16 protein-coding genes are annotated in these 17,685 nt (G+C 66.3%); 2 read left to right on the forward strand and 14 right to left on the reverse strand.

The window, feature by feature from the left end; translation table 11 throughout:
* From IHQ52_RS14810 to IHQ52_RS14865, 12 genes are all read right to left on the reverse strand, one after another.
* Nucleotides 1–1,272: an MlaD family protein gene (locus IHQ52_RS14810; protein ID WP_024499221.1), complete on the reverse strand. Its 1,272-nt coding sequence runs from the start codon at nt 1,270–1,272 to the stop codon at nt 1–3.
* Entirely contained in the window at nt 1,272–2,390 is a 1,119-nt protein-coding gene (locus IHQ52_RS14815; RefSeq protein ID WP_024499220.1) for an MlaD family protein, read from the reverse strand. Before IHQ52_RS14815 ends, IHQ52_RS14810 begins: the two co-directional genes overlap by 1 nt.
* Nucleotides 2,387–3,490 carry an MlaD family protein gene (locus IHQ52_RS14820; protein ID WP_024499219.1) on the reverse strand — a complete coding sequence of 368 codons (1,104 nt, stop codon included), beginning with the start codon at nt 3,488–3,490 and terminating at the stop codon, nt 2,387–2,389. Before IHQ52_RS14820 ends, IHQ52_RS14815 begins: the two co-directional genes overlap by 4 nt.
* A complete protein-coding gene (locus IHQ52_RS14825) occupies nt 3,490–4,557 on the reverse strand; it encodes an MCE family protein (protein WP_232512982.1) in 1,068 nt (355 codons plus the stop codon). Before IHQ52_RS14825 ends, IHQ52_RS14820 begins: the two co-directional genes overlap by 1 nt.
* Nucleotides 4,558–4,571: 14 nt before the next feature.
* Nucleotides 4,572–5,615 carry an MlaD family protein gene (locus IHQ52_RS14830; RefSeq protein ID WP_024499217.1) on the reverse strand — a complete coding sequence of 348 codons (1,044 nt, stop codon included), beginning with the start codon at nt 5,613–5,615 and terminating at the stop codon, nt 4,572–4,574.
* Nucleotides 5,612–6,988, reverse strand: a complete 1,377-nt coding sequence (locus IHQ52_RS14835) for an MlaD family protein (protein ID WP_024499216.1) — start codon at nt 6,986–6,988, stop codon at nt 5,612–5,614. Before IHQ52_RS14835 ends, IHQ52_RS14830 begins: the two co-directional genes overlap by 4 nt.
* A 1-nt stretch (nt 6,989) precedes the next feature.
* Nucleotides 6,990–7,847 (reverse strand): ABC transporter permease, encoded by an 858-nt coding sequence (locus IHQ52_RS14840; RefSeq protein ID WP_024499215.1) that lies wholly within the window; start codon nt 7,845–7,847, stop codon nt 6,990–6,992.
* On the reverse strand, nt 7,847–8,743 hold the full coding sequence (locus tag IHQ52_RS14845) for an MlaE family ABC transporter permease (protein ID WP_024499214.1): 897 nt from the start codon (nt 8,741–8,743) through the stop codon (nt 7,847–7,849). The genes IHQ52_RS14840 and IHQ52_RS14845 overlap by 1 nt, the downstream gene beginning before the upstream one ends.
* Before the next feature lie 127 nt (nt 8,744–8,870).
* Entirely contained in the window at nt 8,871–9,482 is a 612-nt protein-coding gene (locus tag IHQ52_RS14850; RefSeq protein WP_157753395.1) for a TetR/AcrR family transcriptional regulator, read from the reverse strand.
* Between the two features lie 42 nt (nt 9,483–9,524).
* Entirely contained in the window at nt 9,525–10,805 is a 1,281-nt protein-coding gene (locus IHQ52_RS14855) for an FAS1-like dehydratase domain-containing protein (RefSeq protein ID WP_024499212.1), read from the reverse strand.
* The gene (locus IHQ52_RS14860; protein ID WP_024499211.1) at nt 10,802–11,698 is read right to left on the reverse strand and encodes a mycofactocin-coupled SDR family oxidoreductase; all 897 of its coding nucleotides are present in this window, start codon (nt 11,696–11,698) and stop codon (nt 10,802–10,804) included. The genes IHQ52_RS14855 and IHQ52_RS14860 overlap by 4 nt, the downstream gene beginning before the upstream one ends.
* Before the next feature lie 3 nt (nt 11,699–11,701).
* On the reverse strand, nt 11,702–13,306 hold the full coding sequence (locus IHQ52_RS14865; protein WP_024499210.1) for a class I adenylate-forming enzyme family protein: 1,605 nt from the start codon (nt 13,304–13,306) through the stop codon (nt 11,702–11,704).
* A gap of 177 nt (nt 13,307–13,483) precedes the next feature.
* On the opposite strand from IHQ52_RS14865, the gene IHQ52_RS14870 reads away from it, so the two are divergent.
* The gene (locus IHQ52_RS14870; RefSeq protein ID WP_024499209.1) at nt 13,484–14,518 is read left to right on the forward strand and encodes an acyl-CoA dehydrogenase family protein; all 1,035 of its coding nucleotides are present in this window, start codon (nt 13,484–13,486) and stop codon (nt 14,516–14,518) included.
* Nucleotides 14,519–14,540: 22 nt separating this feature from the next.
* Here IHQ52_RS14870 and IHQ52_RS14875 read toward each other — a convergent pair whose 3' ends face one another.
* Together IHQ52_RS14875 and IHQ52_RS14880 are read right to left on the reverse strand one after the other, a co-directional pair.
* Nucleotides 14,541–15,719, reverse strand: a complete 1,179-nt coding sequence (locus IHQ52_RS14875) for an acyl-CoA dehydrogenase family protein (protein WP_024499208.1) — start codon at nt 15,717–15,719, stop codon at nt 14,541–14,543.
* Nucleotides 15,709–16,491 carry an enoyl-CoA hydratase/isomerase family protein gene (locus IHQ52_RS14880; protein WP_024499207.1) on the reverse strand — a complete coding sequence of 261 codons (783 nt, stop codon included), beginning with the start codon at nt 16,489–16,491 and terminating at the stop codon, nt 15,709–15,711. Before IHQ52_RS14880 ends, IHQ52_RS14875 begins: the two co-directional genes overlap by 11 nt.
* Before the next feature lie 149 nt (nt 16,492–16,640).
* Between IHQ52_RS14880 and IHQ52_RS14885 the strand changes: the two genes are divergently transcribed.
* On the forward strand, nt 16,641–17,645 hold the full coding sequence (locus IHQ52_RS14885; protein ID WP_024499206.1) for an LLM class flavin-dependent oxidoreductase: 1,005 nt from the start codon (nt 16,641–16,643) through the stop codon (nt 17,643–17,645).
* The last annotated feature ends 40 nt before the right edge of the window (nt 17,646–17,685 follow it).

Genomic DNA, 17,685 nt, shown 5'->3' on the forward strand with positions numbered 1-17,685 from the left:
TCACTGCGGTGGCGGTGGCAGCGGAACCTTCGGTCCTCCATAGGGCGTGGGGATGGACAGCGGCCCACGCGGGGGCGGGTCGGCGGTCGCACGCGGGTCCACATTCGCGGGCGGGCCGGAGAGGTACTCCTCCCCTGCCGGATGCGGAGCGTTGCGCGCGCCCCGGACGAGAATCGCCGGGTCGGGGTCGTTGCAGTAGGTGTACAGGTAGGGCTCGGGGTAGTCCGGGATCGACGGCGGTTTGCGGGGCAGGTCGTAGTCGCAGACATAGCGTTCGTAGACGTCGACGATGCCCCAGGTCCCGCCGTCGCGGAACGTCGATCCGATGGCTTCGAGGACCGAACCGCGATGATCGGGCCAGATCGCCTCGAGGGCGGGCACCCTCAGATATGAGAGCTTGGAGATGGTCACCAGATTGCCCAACAGCTGGACCATCGTCGGCGAATTGTCGGCGAACAGGGCGTCGACCGCACCCATGGTCGCCGGTCCCTGGTCGACGAGTCGCCGGAATCCGCCGTCCATCTTCTCCACACCGGTGAACACGCGCCGCAGATCGGCCGACATCGCCCGGATCCTGGGTGCGGTCTCCCCCAGCGTGCCGAGCATGACCTTGCTCGACTTGAGCAGGGACGTGGTGTTCGGCAGCGCGGTGTGCAGCGTCGACAGCAGGAAGATCCCACCGTTGACGATGTTGTCGAGCTTCTTCACACCCTGGGGCGAGACGCCGAGTTCCTTGACGATGATCTCCAACTCTTCTGGGTTGATCTGATCGAGCGTCCCCTGGAGGCTTTCGAGTACCTCGGCGATGGGAGTGGGTGTGGTGGTGCGTTTGGCGTCGATCACGGCGTTGTCGGTCAGGTAGGGACCGTCGCCGTTCGCGGGCCGGAAGTCCAGGTACTGCTCGCCCGCCGGCGAGAGTCCCGACACCCGGACCGTCGTATCCGCGGGGATCTTCGCGTCGGTCGACACCCGCACCACTGCGACGACGCCGGACTCGCTCAGGTCGACTGCGGAGACGCGACCGACCGAGACACCTCGCATCGTGACATCCTGTCCCGCAAGCAGACCCCCCGAGTTGAGGAGGTTGACGCGAATCGTCATCTGCGAGGCTCCCGGGTTGATGCGCAACGCGCCGAACAGCAGATAGGCGACACCGAGGACGAGAGTCAGCGCGAGCGCGATCGCGGACAGGGTCAGGCGCCGTGCGCGACCCCATCGGACGACACCGACGAGCCCGGACGCGACCGGCTCTGCAGCACTTCGGATTCCCATCACCGGCCTCCCGTCGACTGCTTGTACAGCTTGTCGAGCAGGTAGGAGATGCTACCGATCACATTGATCACGTCGGTCGCGTCCGGGACTCGCATACCGGGATCGGCCTTGTGATTCGGATCGCCGACGACGCCCAGTGCGATCCCCTGGATGTCGATGTTCGCATGTGCGGAGGTCGAGCTCGCCGCCTTGATCAGCGGCGCGAGAATCGAATTCACCGCATTCATGTTCGCGTTCGGATTCAGCGAGGCCGCGTTGAACCAGTACGACAGCTTGTTCATGTCGGCGATGGTGCTGCGATTGTCGGTGCCCTTGATCGAGGGGAACTGTCCGATCAGTTCGGTGAGCCGGTCGACGTTGGCGACCATGTCGAGTACCTGGCCGGTGTTGGCCGACAGCGCTCCGACAGCCGGGGCGGCGGCACTGATCGCATCGGACAGGTCCTTCTGCCGTGCACCGAGAGTGGCCGCCAGGTTGCTGGTGTTGCGCATCGCGCGGTCGATCTCGCCCGTGCGGTTCGACAGTGTCGAGATGAGATCGGTCGACTGGTCGACCAGATGCGCAACCGACCGGCCGTCCGGGCCGACCGCCTCGCCGAGTCCGTTGACGACCTTGACCAGGTTGCGGACGGCACCGCCGTTGACCAGTAGGGCACTGGTGGCGAGGACTTCTTCCACGGTCGCCGCCGACGACGTGTCGTCGACCGTCAGTTCGTCGCCGTTCTGCAGTTCGCCCTTCTTGTCCTGACCTTCGGGCGGCGGTTCGAGCGCGACGAAGACGTCACCGAGTGGGGTGGCCGAACGCAGTTCGGCCGTCGTGCCCACGGGCAAGGACGTCGACGACTGGATCCGGAGGTCGACGACGGCGGTGAAGTTCTCGGCGTCCATCGAGGCGACCGAACCCACATCCGCCCCCAGAACGCGCACCTTCGCGCCCTGCGGGAGATTGAGTGCGTTCGTGAAACGAGCGGTCAGCGTGTACGTGGCGCCGGAGGCCCCGGGTGCCGGCAGTGGGAGCTGTTCGAGTCCCACTCCGCAACCGCTCACGCCCAGTACGGCGGCGAGCCCGACGGCGAGCGCTGCCGCTGGTTTGCCGACCTGCCGTGCCCGGGCGCTCATTTGGCGTTCTCCACGAGTGCGGCGAGGATCGAGGTGGCCCCGAAGTCGGGTCCGAAGTCCTGCAGTGTGCCGGTGGCGCAACCGAGTTGGCGTAGGCCGAGAAGGTTGCACACCTCCTTGACCCCCTGACCGTCGAGAAGGAGTTTGTCGACCAGTCCGTGCACGCGCAGTGCACCGGTCTCCTGGTCGATCGCGTTGTAGACGTTGTCCATGAGCATCGGTGCGATGTCGAAGAACTCGGACAGATTGCGTCGGTAGTCGACCATCGCCGTGGTCACGGTGGTGGTGCTCGACAGCGTGTTCTTGATCGTCTCGCGGTTGGTGATGAGGAGCGCCTGGGTCTCTCGCATGAGGTCGTTGAGCTGTTTGCCCGTCGTCCCGGTGCCCAGATCCTCCGAGGCCAGGAACGACGACATCTGTGCGAAACCAGAACCGAGGTCGCGGATCACGGCATCGTTGTTCGCTGCGGCCTCACTGAGTCGGGCGAGGTTGGATGCGATCGCGGTGATGTCCCGCCGTGAGTGTGCGCCGCCGTCCTCGCTGAGCCGCAGTGCGCGCTCGAGGTCGCCGAGGGCGTTGCGCATCGACTGACCGTTTCCCTCTGTCATCGCAACGCTGACCGCCATCAGATTCGCGACCGGCCCCTCCCCCTTGCCGTTGCCGCCGAGTTCGGCCGACAGTCGCTCGACCATGTTGAGAACTCGGTCGAACTCGACCGGGGTGCGGGTGCGATCCAGTCCGATCTTGTCGCCGTTCTGCATCGTCGGTCCCTCCCGGTACACCGGGGTGAGTTCGACGTGGCGGTCGGTGAGAATCGATGTCGAGACCGTCACCGCCTGTGCGGTCGCGGGGATCTTGATGGCCTTGTCGATCTCCATGGTGACGAGTGCGTAGCCGCCCTTCGCCTCGATTGCGGTGACCTTCCCGACCGACATTCCCAGCACGTCCACCGAGTTGCCGACGTAGAGGCCGTTGGCGTTGTCGAACTCGGCGGTGACGGTGATCTTCTCCTCGAAGGGATTGGAGCCGATCGAGCATCCCGTCAGCAGAAGTGCCGCCGCGGCGAGGATGAGGAGCGGATGTGCGATGAACCTGAACATCACTTGCACTCCTTGAAGTACTCGGCGAGAGACATCATCTTCGCCTGCCCGCTGACCGCACACATCCACGCGTCAACGAGAGCTCCTGCGGGGGCGCCGAACTCGAGATTGTTGCCGTAGCCGGTAGCGTTGGCGAAGTTGCGGATCGGTACGGGCATGATCTGCAGCGTGTTGCGCAGCACGTCTTCTCGTCGTGCCACCGCACCGAGGAGGGTCTCCATGTTCTGGAGCAACTGTGTCACCTGAGGACCCTGGACCCCCACGATCTGGTGGAGGCTGCCGATCAGTCGGGTGGTGGATTTGATCAGCTGCTGCAACGAGTTGATGCGGGTCACCAACTCGGTGACGAGTCGTTCACCACGAACGACCATCTGCCCCAACGCGACCTGCTGATTGCGGATCGCGGTCGTCAGTTCATTGGTGCTCGCGAGGAGCTGGCCGATCTGGGTTCGACGGTCGGCGATGATGGTCGAGAGGTTCTCGATGTTCTTCAGCGCCTGCGGCATCACGTACGGCGCGCCGTCGAGCTGGTCGGACAGCACCGTCATCGAATCCGCGATCCGCTTGGCGTCGACCTGTTCCAAGGTGGTCGTGGCGTTGGCCAGAGCGGTTTGCAGGTCGTAGGGCACCGAGGTGTTCTTCAGCGGGATCACGTCGTCGGGAATCCCGCCCGTGCCCGCGGGCTGGATCTCGACGTAGCGCGACCCGAGCAGGGTGGTGAGCTTGATGGCCGCCCTGGTGTCGGCACCGAGTTCGACGTCACCATGAATCTTCATCGACACGACCACACGGTCGCCGGCGAGCCGCACCCCGGTCACGGTGCCGATCGGCACCCCGGCGGCGGTGACCTGATCACCGCCGGAAATCTGTGCCGCCTGGAGGAACTCGGCGTCATAGGTGTTGTCACCGACACCGAGCCGGCCGATACCGACGATGCCGAGCACAACCAGACTCAGGATCAGGATCGCGCTGATACCGAGTTTGACTCTGCTCTGGTCTTCAAGGCGCCCCCGGAAAGGATTCAGTGCGGAGGGTTTCGGCAGTGACCGGCGCTTGATGGATCTCATCTTGTTCAGCATGTTCACCTGCAGATCGGGGATTGTTGGATCTTCCCGCCCGGTGTGACCCCGGCGACGATGCCGGGAATCAAGTGCGACAGGCCGGGGACGATCGTTAGGTTGACGTTGCAGATGTACGCGTTCGCTGCGGTGCTCTCCTGCGAGAAGCGGGCGAGGCCCTGCATCGCCAGCGGGACGTTGTAGAACAGGTACGCGAACTTCTCGGCGTTGCTGACGATGTGACCCGTGAATCCGGGCTCCCTCGCCACCAATGCGGACAGGCTCGGCTCGATGTTGTTGAACACCACCGCCGTTCGACCGATCGTCTGCGTGATCTGGTCGATCGAACTGACCAGCTCACCCTGCCGGGAGTTGAGCGTGGTGAACACGTCGCGCATGTTCGAGATCAGCGACTCGACACTCCCCGACTGGCCGGCCAGCGACGCGGTCACCTTGTCGAGACCGACGATCAGGTCGCCGAGGACGTTGTCCGGTCCTGCGAAGGACTCGGCGAGTGTGGACGTCTGGGCGATCAGAGAGGTCAGCGATCCCTTGTCGCCCTGCAGTGCGGTAATGATCGTCTGGGTGATGTTCTGCACCCGATCGGGGTCGAGGACACTGAAGAGCGGTTCGAAGCCGTTGAGCAGGCCGGCGATGTCGAACGACGGCTCGGTCTGCTGCACGGGGATCTCCCCACCCTCCTGGAGCGGCCTCGCCGACGAACTGCCGTCACCGGCGAGCAGGCCGAGGTACCGCTGCCCGATGATGTTCTGGTACGTCACCGAGGCTCTCGTGTTGGTGTAGAGGGTCTGGTCGTCCTGGACCTCGAAAGTGACCCGGGCGACGGTCTTCTCGAGTTGGATCTTGTCGACCCGGCCGACCCGGACACCGGCGACCCGGACGTCGTCGCCGGGACGCAGACCACTGACGTCGGTGAAGACCGCGCTGTACTCGCGCGTGGCGCCGTTGACGTTGCGCTGCAACGTGACATAGACGAACCAGGACAGCACGAGCGAGACGACGAGGAACAACGACAGCGTGATGAGAGATTTCCGGAACGTGCTCATCGCGGGCCTCCCTCCCCTGCTCGCGGTGCACCGGGCTTCTGGTCACCGGTGTCGGGACGGATCTCGACCTTGTTGCCGCGCAGCAGCGGAGCGAGCAGCATCATCGCCGCGGGGGTCGCGTCCTTGCCCAGGATCTTGCGCAGCTGCTCGAGTTCGGCCTTGCTGCCGACGGGTCCGACGTTGCCGCCCATGAGCCCCGGCGGCAGGCGGTAACCGCGCGGGAGCTCGTATCCGGCGGGGAGCTGGTAGTTCTTCGGATCGAGCTTCTTGGGAAAGCCGTAGGGACGGGCGGTCACCGGTGCCGTCTTGCAGCTCGCACCTTCGAGGTTGCCGTACCGCGGACAGTCCGCACGGACGTAGGTCCGGTTCGGCGACAGCGACAGGATCATCTTCGACGTGGCCAGACCGGTCTCGGGGTTGTAGACGTGTTCGTTGAACTTGTCGGCGACCACCGCGAGCCGGGTCGTGATCGGCACGAACGACGGTGCGTTGTCGGCGAGTACACCGATGACCGGGGTGAGGTTGGTCGAGATGGTGATCATCCGGGCGGTGTTGTTGTCCATCGCCGTCGTCGCGGTGCCGAGTGTCGTCGAGCCGGCGGCCAGGAAGCCGGTCAGCGCCATCTCCTTCTCGGCGACGGTGCGCATCGGTACCACCGAGCTGTGCACGGCGTCGAGCAGGTCGGGCGCGGACTGGTCGAGTCCTCGGACCGCCTCGTTGAACGCGCGGATCGTCGACGGACCGTCACCGGGTTCCATGAGGGCGTTGGTCTCGGTCGCGATCTGTTCGAGTTGGCGCCCGGCCGTGACGAGGTCGTCGCCGCGCCGATCGGTGGCCTCGGCGAGAGCGGTGATCACGCCAATCGTCGAATCCGACCGGGACCGGCTCATGGCGCCGACGATGTCGCGCAGTTTGGTCAGTGCGGTCTGGAACTGGATGGTCGCCTCGCTGTCGTCCTGGAAGATCTCCGCACCGTCGGTGATATGCGGTGCCGGGCCGTTGTCGATCAGCTGGATCGACGACACCGCGAAGACGTTGCCCGGCACGACTCGTGCCGTGACCGTTGCCGGGATCCCGGTGGCGTACTGGGGCTTCAGGTCGATGTCGACGACGTTGGTGCCGCCGTCGATGGCCGGGGTGACCTCGTTGACCGCTCCCACGAGAACGCCGCGGTACTTCACGTCCGAGCGGGTGGGCAGGCCGTCACCGACCTCTTCGAGCATGGCCTTCACCTCGACGTGTTCGTCGAGGTCGCCGTTGGACTTGGCGATCAGGACGCCGACGACGATCGCGGCCACGATGATCGTGGCCAGCCCGCGCCAGAAGAGGTGCTGATTGCCGAGGCGGCGTTCGGCTTCGAAGGGGAACTGCATGTCAGCCTCCGAACCTCGCGCCGGCGTTGACGCCCCACAACGCCATGGTCAGCAGCATGTTGACGATGATCATCACGGTGATCGCGGTGCGCATCGCCCGGCCCGCCGCGACCCCGACGCCCTGCGGACCGCCCGAGGCGTAGAAGCCGTAGTAGCACTGGATGGTCGTCGTGATCGACACGAAGACAACCGCTTTGAGGATCGAATAGGCGATGTCGGTGCCGCTGAGGACGAGGGTGAAGTAGTGCAGATAGGTGCCCGACGAACCGGCGCCCGAAAGACTCACGACCAGCTGGCACACGAGGTAGTTCACCCCGAGGCACACGATGTAGAGCGGGATGACGGCGACCACGGACGCCATCAGCCGTGTCGTCACCAGGTACGGGATGGGTCGTATCGCGATGGACTCCATGGCGTCGATCTCCTCGGAGATCCGCATGGCGCCGAGCTGTGCGGTGAAGCGGCACCCGGCCTGGGCGGCGAACGCGAGCGCGGCCATGATCGGGGCCAGCTCGCGGGTCGAGGCGAAGGACGAGATGAATCCGGTGGCTGGCCCCATGCCGAGCAACTCCAGGGCGCTGTACCCCTCGATACCGACGATCGCACCTGCGGTGGCGCCGAGCACGATGATCACGCCGGCGGTGCCGCCGCCCACCACGATCGATCCGTTGCCCCAGGTGACATCCGAGAGCACGCGCGCGAACTCGCGCTTGTAGTGCAGCAGCATCGTCGGGATCGAGACGACGGTCCTCAGGAAGAAGGTGATCATGTGGCCGACCTGGGTGATCGGACCACCGAGGCCGCGCAGGCGTGCCAGCAGCGGCCCGACTCCCGGCGGGTAATACCGTGCGACGGTCATCAGAACCCCTGCCGCGGATAGGCCAGCTCGTAGACCTGGGTGAAGACGACGTTGACGATCATGAGCAGCAGGATCGAGGCGACCACCGACGCGTTGACCGCGTTGGCGACACCGGCTGGACCGCCCTTGGCGGACAGGCCTTTCTGGCATCCGACGATGGTCACGATCGCGCCGAAGACCACCGCCTTGATCATCGTGAGGATGAAGTCACCCACAGTGGCGAAGGAGGCGAAGGTCGAGACGAAACTCCCGGGTGTGCCGTCCTGGACGAAGGTGTTGTAGAGGTATCCGGCGAAGAAGCCGACGAAGCACGTGAGACCGGTGAGTGCAAGGGACACAACGATCCCGGCGGCGAGGCGAGGCGAGACCAGACGGCGCACCACCTGGACGCCCATCACCTCCATGGCGTCGATCTCCTCGCGGATCTGGCGTGAACCGAGGTCGGCGCAGATGGCCGAGCCGACGGCAGCGGCCATGAGGATCGCGGCGACGAGCGGTGCGCCCTGGCGAATCACGGTCAGTCCACTCGCGGCGCCGGCGAGCGAGGTCGCGCCGACCTGGCCGGCGAGCAACGCGAACTGGATCGAGAGGGTCACGCCGATCGGGATGGCCACGAGGAGTGTCGGGAGCACCGCGGTCCGTGCCATGAACGCGGCCTGCTCGACGAACTCCCGGTACGGGAACCTCCGGGTCGCGATGTCGGCGAACAACCACTGAATCGAGCGCACCCCGAGGACGAACTGCTCACCGACTGTCTCGAGTGAGGCCTTGGGATGCCGCTGGACGTAGCCGCTCCCCCATTCCCCGACCTCGCCGACGGCACCGCCCTCCCTGGCAGGCCCGATCTCCCCGGCAGCGGGCTCAGAGCCGCGCTGCGGATCGGACGCTATGGCCATTCGAACTCCCTACCCCCGATGTTGCCTGAGTCACACCGCAGTGACGGCCAAAGCTTACCTAGTTAGACAACTCTTGCATATACGATTCGAGAAATAGGACGATCGATCAAGTCGACGGACGCTGCTGCTACGCCGGTGGGGCTACCAGCGTGACCAGCAGACGAGACATTTCGGTCACAAATTCCTGGCGAGGTATGTCGGGCTGGTCCAGAACGTACCGGACACTGAGCTGTTGAACGGCCTGAAATGCCATCCAGACCAAAGTGGGTGGCCGGTCCGGATCTTCGGTGACCGGACCGGTGATCAGATACTGGGCGATCATCTCCCGCGCACGTTCCTCGACCCGGCGGATCTCGACGGAGCCGCCAAGTCTCGGCATCTGCTCGACGAGTACCCGGACGAGTTCGCGATTCTGCTCGGCCGCGGTCAGCGCGGCGTCGACCACGGACACGATCTGATCCTGCGGCGGGGCATCGGTGCCGACCTCGAGAGCGGCGAGGAGCTCCGTGGCGATCTTCTGGATCATCCGCTCCACCGTCATCGCGACGATGGCGTCCTTGTTCGGGAAGTACTGGTAGAGGCTGCCGGGACTGATCTCGGCTTCCTGTGCGATCCGGTGCGTCGACACCCCGTCATAGCCGCGTTCGATGAGCAGGCTCGCGCAGGAGTCGAGGATCCGGGCGACCATCCGCTGGGATCGCTCCTGCCGCGGCACTTTCCGCGGCATCTGCTTCGACAACCTGCCGACCTCCCCCCGGGGCCCGGTGCTAACGCACGACCGTCATGCCAGACCGTTGCGGCGCAGTGCTTCCCCGACCTTGCCACCGAGTCGGCTGACGACCTGTGCGCCTCGCGCACGGAGATCCTCGTCCGGCTCGGGCAGGACCACTGCCCCGATCGACTGAGAAGGCAAGAGTACCTTTGCGGTCCCCTGCGTGGTGGACTCTCCGCGCTGGCTGGTCGCGGCGACCTCGATGGTGATCGGATCCCGGGGGGTCGAGCCCTTCTCGAGAACACGTCCGGTGCACAAGTGGGTGTCGCCGTGGTAGTTGAAGCCCCGCATCGTGAGATCCATGTCGACGATCCAGCCGTCGTCACCGATCCAGTTGGTCAGCAGGTGGCTCACCCAGGCCGCACGCATCTGGCCGTAGTCGTACGCCGCCGGGATGCCCAGCTCCTGTGCCCGTGCCGAATCCCAGTGCAGCCGCTGGACGACCTCGGGCATCCCGTACTCGTCCGGCTCGTAGAAGGCCGGCATGCGCTTGCGTGCCTGGTGTGCGTACTTGAGCGGGCCGATACCGTATCCGCCCCAGCCCCAGCCCATGTGCATGCTGATGATGTCGACGACGCCGAGTGGACCCTTCGTCACGCTGGGGAGTTCGGCGCCGACCTCGATGCTCTCCCACCAGTTCGGATCCGCGCCCTGACGCACCTCGGCCTCGTATGCGGCCTCGACCTCCTCGAGTTCCTCAGGGGTCCAGCGCTTGCGTTCGACGTCGCGGAGTTTGCCTGCCTTCTTGGAACCGCTGCGCTCGGCGTTGATGTAGGACTCGTCGCGGGTGGCGACGGGACGCCCTGCCGCGTCGACGTAGAGGTGTCGGTAGGTCTCCTTCACCGACCGGCCTCCGGAGAACGAGCTCTGCTTGACCTGGACATCGAGCGTGTACACCTCGGAGTAGATCGGGTTACCCGCGTAGATGGGTTGATACCACGTCCATTTCACACCCGAGTAGTACTTGCCCGTGCCCCGGAAGAGACCGCGGAACAGCTTCTTCCGCTCCTCGTCGGCGAATGCGGGGGTCTGGTCGAGTCCGGTGGTGATCGGATAGGTCGGCGGCGCGATCTGTCCGTGCCAGCGCGTGGTTCGGCCGTACTCGGGATCGTGGAACAGCGGGTTGTCGTCGCCGCAGCCGAAGGCGAAGTGACTGATCGAATCGGCCTGCGGCAGCTTGTTCCACGGGATGTCGCGCTGCTTGACCGGGATCCCGATCTGCGCCTTGGCCCGTTCGATGTCCTCGTCGGTGATCTTGCCGGAGGTGTCCGGCTTCTCGGTTGTCGTCATCGGTGGCCTCCTCGGCCCAGGGTCGCGCCGGCGTCGATCGTGAGGTCGAGGCCGGTGATGTAGCGGGATTCGGACGACGCGAGATAGACGACTGCGTCGCTGACATCCGCGGGTTCTATCCACGGGACGTCGGGCATGGACTGCATCGACGCGAATGCCGCGGTGACGTCGCCGGGTCCGGGGTCGGTGAGATCGGGACGGAACTGCCGGTACATCGGTCCGCTCTGCAGCATCGGCGTGTTGACGTTGGTCGGATGGATGATGTTGGCGCGTATCGACTTCGGGGCGAGGACCTTCGCGAGCCGGTGGATGTAGGTGGTGAGCATCTCCTTGGCGAGTACGTAACCCTGCCCACCGGCACCGGACGGGCCGCCCTGGGAACCGGCGGCGAGGAGAGCGGCGACCGATCCGGTCGCGATGACCGATGCGCCGGCGGTCAGATGCGGCAGGCTCGCGTGGATCGTGTTGGTCGCCCCCACGAAGTCGACGTCGAAGGCGTCGGCGAATGCCTCGACGGGTCCGTCGCCGAGCGGGCAGATGCCGGCGTTGGCGACGACCACGTCGAGATGACCGAACTCGGCGACCGCTGTCGCGATCGCGGCGTCGAGCGCGCCCCGGTCACGGACGTCGACCTCGGTGGCGATGGCGCGGCGACCGGTCTTCTCGACTTCGAGTGCGGCCTCCTCCAGGTCGCGCGGGGTGGCCAGCGGGTAGCCGTTGGTCTCGATGTCGCGGCACAGGTCGAAGAGGATGATGTCGGCACCCTCTTCGGCGAGCCGGATCGCGTGGCTCTTGCCCTGTCCGCGGGCGGCCCCGGTCACCAGCGCGACCTTCCCGGCGACGCGGCCGGTGCCTGCGGTGGTGGCGGTACCGGTGTCGGTTGAGTCTGTCATCGTCTAGTCCTTTCCCACCGAAGACTGTAGGTCTCGGGCGGTCGGGTCGGGTGCGAGATCGCCGTTGCTTCCGGGAGATTCGGGAGCGGGGGATTCGGCGGCGGTGGACGCGAAGAGTTCGAGCAGCCGGCGTCGGTCGACCTTGAGGGACGCGGACCGCGGCAGCTCGTCGAAGACGTGGACCGCGACCGGCACCTCGTACGGCGTGAGCTGGGTCCGGCAATGGTCGCGGAGTTCGGACCCACTGGGTCGACGCTCGCCGCGTCGGACCTCGACCCCGGCGACCGGGACCGAGCCGAGGCGAGGGTCGGGAACACCGGCCACCGCTGCATCGGCGACGCTGTCGTGCGACTTCAGCGCACGGGCGACCACGTCGGGAGACACCTTGAAGCCACCGCGGATGATCACGTCGTCGGCGCGACCGTCGATGTAGAGGAACCCGTCGTCGTCGATGTGGGCGAGGTCGCTGGTCGTCAGCCATTCCGAGTCGTGGCCGGACTGATGCGACCGCACGCGCAGGCGCCCCGTGGTCCCGGTGGGTACGGGCGAACCGTCTCCGTCGACGACGCTGAGCTCCACGCCCGGGAACGGACGCCCGACACTCCCCTTCTTGACCTCCCACGACTTCCGGAAGTCCTTGATCGTCCAGCCGGCGACCGCACCGGAGAATTCGGTGGCGCCGTAGACGATCAGGATCGCGATGCCGTACTTCTCGACGAACTCGTCGACGAGCGCGGGGTCGACGGGGCTCGTGCCCGCGTTGAGGGCGCGCAGGCTCGACAGGTCCTCCGGCGGGACGTCGGCGTCGAGGACGGTGCCGATCGCCGCGCCGGGCAGACCGGCCACGATGGGCCGGTGTTCGCGGATGGCGGCCCGCCACCCGTCGATCGTGAAGCGCTCGAGGATCGCCAGTGGCCGGGCCTGGACCAGCCCCTGGAGCAGCGCGAACATTCCGCCGATGTGCACGATGGGCAGCGTGATCAGTGCCGGCTGCCCGGTGAAGGGCGGTGCCTCGGTGATCGTCACACCGGCGTGTGCCACCGCCGAATGGAGCGATGCGTTGATCTGCTTGTAGCTCAGCGGGATCCGCTTCGGTTCGCCGGTGGTTCCGGACGTTCGCATCTCGATCGCCACACCGCGTTGTGGAGGTTCCGATGCCGACGGGGTCCCGGTGAGTCGCGTCGTGACGGGCGCGTCGATCTCTATGCTGAAGCCCCATGCTTCGGAATCGACTGCTGCGGCTACGAACTCGGGCTCATCCCAGTACCGGGGCGCCGCCAGGACGGCGGCCGGATCGCTCTGCCGGAGGTCGGCGGCCAGGCGGGTCGGCGGCTGAAGGGGGCTCAGCGTGACCAGTGTGCGCTCGGTGCGGATCACCGCGATCAGGGCGGCGATCGACTCGAGCCGGTTGCCGAGAACGGTGGCAACACGGGCATCCGTGCCGAGCCCGGCGTCGGCGAGTCTCTTCTCGATGCCTTCGACAAGTGCCCGCATCTGTCCCCAGGTGAACCATTCGCCGTCGCTGTGGACCATCCGGGCGTCGTCCGGGGCGTCCCACAGACGGTTCAGCGAATGCGGAATCCCCGCCGTCTGGTTCTTCGATGTCATCGAGCGAGTCCTGTCTGGGCCTGTTTTGTCCGTGTGGCCTGTGCCGGGGTGCCCGGTGGTCGGGTGCCCCGTGTGGTGTGGTTCTGCGGAAAGCCTGCGAGGTACCGCGTACTGTGGCCGCACAGGTAGATTACATAGTTTACTAGGTGAGCGTAGAAGTATGGGAGGTTTGATCCGATGATCACCGCGGAGCAGCGGGAACTCGCCGAGTCGGAACGGGCATGGCTCGGCAAGCACGATCCGATCGACCATCTGCGGTCCCAGTCCGGACGAGCGGGGGCCCCGGAAGGGCTGGCGTCCGTCGATCCCCGTGCCCTGACCCACGTACGCGAGTCGGGTCTCGCTTCGATCCTCACCGCCGATGCGGGCGGCACCCATCCCGACCTCGCGGTCCTGACCGCCGAACACGGTCGGGCCGCGAGTTCGCTGCCGGTCGCGGATCTCGCCCTCGGTGCGTGGCTGCTCGAACTCGCGGGTCGCGCCGACCTCGCTGACGCCCACGCGTCCGGTGACCGCGTCGTCACGGTGGTGACGTCACCGTACGGTCAGTCGCTGCACGGTGACCGGATCGCGGCGATCAGCGCACCTTTCGTCGTCCTGCCGGACCCGGCTGATCGCGATCTCGTGGTGCTGACCGACGATGATGCGCTGTTCGTCCTTCCCGCCGGCGCCTCCCGGAGGAAGATCGAGACGTTCGCCACCCTGGACCTCACTCGCCCGTGGGCTCGGGCACGACTCGACGTCGATGCCGCAGAGCGCGTGGCCCTCCCGGTCGGGACGGCGTCGTGGTACCGGGACGCCATCGCGGTCCACCGCGCCGTCGACTCCGTCGGTGCCGCCGAGGAACTGCTGACCCGCACGGTCGAATATGCCGGACAGCGTGAGCAATTCGGTGCGGTGATCGGTTCGTTCCAGGCGGTCAAGCACCATTGCGCGACGATGGCCGTCCGGGTCTCCGCGGCGCAGGCGACTCTCGGTGCAGCCGTGGATTCGCTCGCGCTGTCGGAGGCTTCGGATCGTCGCCGGCCGGTCGATGCCGCGGTGGCCTACGCGGCCGACGCCGCGAACTCCGTTGCGGGACTCGCCCAGCAGGTGCACGGTGGGATCGGCTTCACCTGGGAGCACGACCTCCACCTGTACCTACGACGCATCAAGGTGAACGGGAACATCGACGGCGGCGTGCGGGAACGGCGCCGCGCGCTGGTCTCCTGACCCGCCGGGATTTCGTCAGGCGTCAGGAGCGGGGCATCCCGAGCCCGCGCTCGGCGATCATCGTGCGCATGATCTCCGACGTGCCGCCGGCGATGGTGAACGCACGCGCGTAGAGCCACTCGTCCTGCCACCGGTGCATGTCCGGCGTGAGTTCGAGGCCGGGCGTTCCGCACAGGTCGAGTGCGAACTCGGCCATCGCGAGGTTGAGTTCGGAGAACATCAGTTTGCCCATGGCGGCGTCGTGGATCCGTTCGGCGCCGGACAGCCAACGGTCGATGTTGTCGGTGGTGAGCGCCGCCAGTGCGGTCACCTCGGCCGTGAAGGCGCCGAGCTGCTCCCGGACGGCGCCGTCCGAGATCGCCGGTGCACCATCGATCGTCACGGTGCGTGCGAGTTCGGTGATCGCGGCCAGTGTGAGTTCCAGCCGGACGACGATCGCACCGACGTTGGTCCGTTCCCGGCTCAGGGTCTCCGACGCGATGCGCCAGCCGTTGCCCTCATCCCCGATGACCGCGTCATCGGGGACGAAGACGTCGTCGAAGAACACCTCGTTAAAGTCGGAGGTGCCGGTGATCTCGCGGAGCGGACGCACGGTGACTCCGGGCGTCGACATGTCGAGGACGAACGCGGTGATCCCCTTGTGTTTGGGGGCAGCGGGATCCGACCGCGCCAACAGGTATCCGTAGTCGGCCCAATGACCGTCGGTGGTCCAGACCTTCTGCCCGCTGATCCGGTACCCGCCGTCGACCTTGGTGGCGCGGGTGCGCAGCGACGCGAGGTCGCTGCCCGCGCCGGGCTCACTGAACAGCTGACACCACAGCTCGCGGCCGGATCGGATCGCCGGGAGGTGCCGACGACGCTGGTCGTCCGATCCGTGTCCGAGAAGCGCGTGTGCGACCAGCGTGCCGGCACTCGGTGCACCGGGCACCCCGGCTCGGGCGAGCTCCTCCCCCACGATGATGTCGTGACGCGGCGAATAGCCCTCGCGTCCACCGTATTCCGTCGGCCAGTCGGCGCCGGCCAGACCGGCTCCGTAGAGCTCGGCCGTCCAGGTCTTCAGGAGTTCGAGTTCCGCCGCGTCGTCCGCGCTGCGCACCCCGGCACGCGGCGGGATGTCCGGCGCATGGGCGGCGATGAACTCGCGCACCCGGCTACGGAAATCCTCCGCCGATTCTGTCTCGGTCCCGGGTTCAGCGGACATCGAAACCGTCATGACGTACCTCGCTTCGCGTGACCTGCTGGGTGGAGATCGGGTTGCCGATGTCGGTGTACGACAAGCCGGTCGCCAGGGCATGGGACCGGGTCGAGTCCAGGGACTCCCAGATGGCCCGAACCGAGCCCTGGATGGCCACCGGCGGTTTGGCGGCGATGCGGGCGGCAAGCTGCGCGGCCCGGTCCCAGAGTTGCTCGCGCGGCAGTACTTCGGTCACGAAACCGATCTCGAGGGCCCGGCGCGCCGACATCCGCTCGTCCAGCCCGAGCAACGTCATGCGCAGCACTTCACCGATCGGGATGCGCCGGACCAGTCCGATCGGCTCGAGAGCTGCGACCAGGCCGTAGGAGACATGCGGATCGAAGAACTGGGCGTCGTCGGCGGCGATGATGACGTCGGCCTCGTTGAGCCAGTACAGCGCGCCGCCGGCGACCATCCCATGGACCGCGCAGATCAGCGGTTTCCAGCAGTGATTGAGCTTGGGCGACAGATGCGCGCCGGGATCGGTTCGGCTGAAGGGATTCTCGTGGAGCTGGTAGCCCTCTTTCACGTCGACGCCGGTCGAGAAGGCGCGGTCGCCGTTGGCCCGCAACACGATGACGTGGACGTCGTCCTCGGTTGCCGCAAGAGCCCAGAGCCGCGTGAACTCGTCGAGCATCGCCCGGTTGAACGAGTTGAGCGCCTGCGGTCGGTTGAGAGTGATCGTCAGGACGTGGTCGGACAGCGTCACCTCCACAGTCTCAAAGCTTCCGACGTCCATGGTCTCCTCGCCTCTACTCGAACTGCCGACAGCGATCGGTCGGACCGAACGCATCTGGGACTTTACATGTATTACTAAGTTATCCTGCTTACACTTGCGGAAGTGGTCGGTCGTCGACCGTTCCGATCCAGCGATGTATGGAGGTTGCGATGCAGTGGGGTCTGCCCTGGCCGGGTGCCGAACAGGCACGGGCCGCCGAAGCCACCGGCGCGATCGCTTTCTGCACCGGAGAGTTCGCCGACGTCGACGCCTATGTCACCTCCACCGAGATGGCGCTCGGCACGTCGTCGGCCGTCGTCGGTCCGGGCATCGCCTACGCGTTCGCGAGGTCTCCGTTCGTCCATGCCTCGGCGGTGCGGCACCTTCATCGTCTTGCTCCTGAACGCGTCTTCCTCGGACTGGGGGCGGGCAGCTTCCGTATGAATCGTGACTGGTTCGGCGTCGATTCCAGCCACGCCGCGCCGCGGATGTCGGAGCTGATCCAGGCGATCCGCGCGTTCCTCACGGCCGAGAACGGTGAGCGCATCACGTTCGACGGTCGCTTCTATTCGATCGACGCCGATGTGCGCGCCCCCGTCTTCGGTCCGCTCGACGTCCCGATTCTCATCGGCGCGTTCAACAAGTACATGGTGCGGACGGTCGGCCGGGACGCCGACGGCATCCTCGGGCACGGCATCTTCACCGATCGCTGGTGGTCGGAGGCCGTCGCACCCGAACTCGCGGTGGGCGCCGCCGACTCAGGGCGGGCGGTGGACGAGATCACCCGCTGGGGATGGGTCATCACCGCGGTCGACGACGAGGATCCCGAAGCCGCGATCGCTGCCGCGCGCCGCCAGATCGCCTTCTATCTCACCGTCAAGACCTACGACCCTCTCGTCGAACTCCACGGGTGGCAGGATGAGGTCGCCGCCATCCGTCACGCCTTCCGTGAGTCGCCCACCACCATCGGCGACCATGTCTCCGACGAGATGCTGTGGTCGATCGCGATCTGCGGGGACACCGCACAGGCGTCCGAGATGCTCGGCAAACGCACGGATCTGCCCGATGTCGGGTTCCTGTCGTGTCCGGGCTTCCTCGTCGGTCGTCGGGCCCGGGCACGCTTCACCGGCGCCGCGATCGGTTTTGCGCGCGACCACCTCGCTACTGTTGGGTAGAATCGACTTGTATCACTGAGTTTGACAACTGGGTGTATCA

Origin of the sequence: Gordonia amicalis (assembly GCF_022059885.1) — a bacterium.
GTDB lineage: Bacteria > Actinomycetota > Actinomycetes > Mycobacteriales > Mycobacteriaceae > Gordonia > Gordonia amicalis.

Bases quoted from the DNA above. Each gene is read 5' to 3' on its own strand.
- IHQ52_RS14810 (WP_024499221.1), bottom strand. From the start codon at position 1,272: ATGGGAATCCGAAGTGCTGCAGAGCCGGTCGCGTCCGGGCTCGTCGGT.
- IHQ52_RS14815 (WP_024499220.1), bottom strand. From the start codon at position 2,390: ATGAGCGCCCGGGCACGGCAGGTCGGCAAACCAGCGGCAGCGCTCGCC.
- IHQ52_RS14820 (WP_024499219.1), bottom strand. From the start codon at position 3,490: ATGTTCAGGTTCATCGCACATCCGCTCCTCATCCTCGCCGCGGCGGCA.
- IHQ52_RS14825 (WP_232512982.1), bottom strand. From the start codon at position 4,557: ATGAGATCCATCAAGCGCCGGTCACTGCCGAAACCCTCCGCACTGAAT.
- IHQ52_RS14830 (WP_024499217.1), bottom strand. From the start codon at position 5,615: ATGAGCACGTTCCGGAAATCTCTCATCACGCTGTCGTTGTTCCTCGTC.
- IHQ52_RS14835 (WP_024499216.1), bottom strand. From the start codon at position 6,988: ATGCAGTTCCCCTTCGAAGCCGAACGCCGCCTCGGCAATCAGCACCTC.
- IHQ52_RS14840 (WP_024499215.1), bottom strand. From the start codon at position 7,847: ATGACCGTCGCACGGTATTACCCGCCGGGAGTCGGGCCGCTGCTGGCA.
- IHQ52_RS14845 (WP_024499214.1), bottom strand. From the start codon at position 8,743: ATGGCCATAGCGTCCGATCCGCAGCGCGGCTCTGAGCCCGCTGCCGGG.
- IHQ52_RS14855 (WP_024499212.1), bottom strand. From the start codon at position 10,805: ATGACGACAACCGAGAAGCCGGACACCTCCGGCAAGATCACCGACGAG.
- IHQ52_RS14860 (WP_024499211.1), bottom strand. From the start codon at position 11,698: ATGACAGACTCAACCGACACCGGTACCGCCACCACCGCAGGCACCGGC.
- IHQ52_RS14865 (WP_024499210.1), bottom strand. From the start codon at position 13,306: ATGACATCGAAGAACCAGACGGCGGGGATTCCGCATTCGCTGAACCGT.
- IHQ52_RS14870 (WP_024499209.1), top strand. From the start codon at position 13,484: ATGATCACCGCGGAGCAGCGGGAACTCGCCGAGTCGGAACGGGCATGG.
- IHQ52_RS14875 (WP_024499208.1), bottom strand. From the start codon at position 15,719: ATGTCCGCTGAACCCGGGACCGAGACAGAATCGGCGGAGGATTTCCGT.
- IHQ52_RS14880 (WP_024499207.1), bottom strand. From the start codon at position 16,491: ATGGACGTCGGAAGCTTTGAGACTGTGGAGGTGACGCTGTCCGACCAC.
- IHQ52_RS14885 (WP_024499206.1), top strand. From the start codon at position 16,641: ATGCAGTGGGGTCTGCCCTGGCCGGGTGCCGAACAGGCACGGGCCGCC.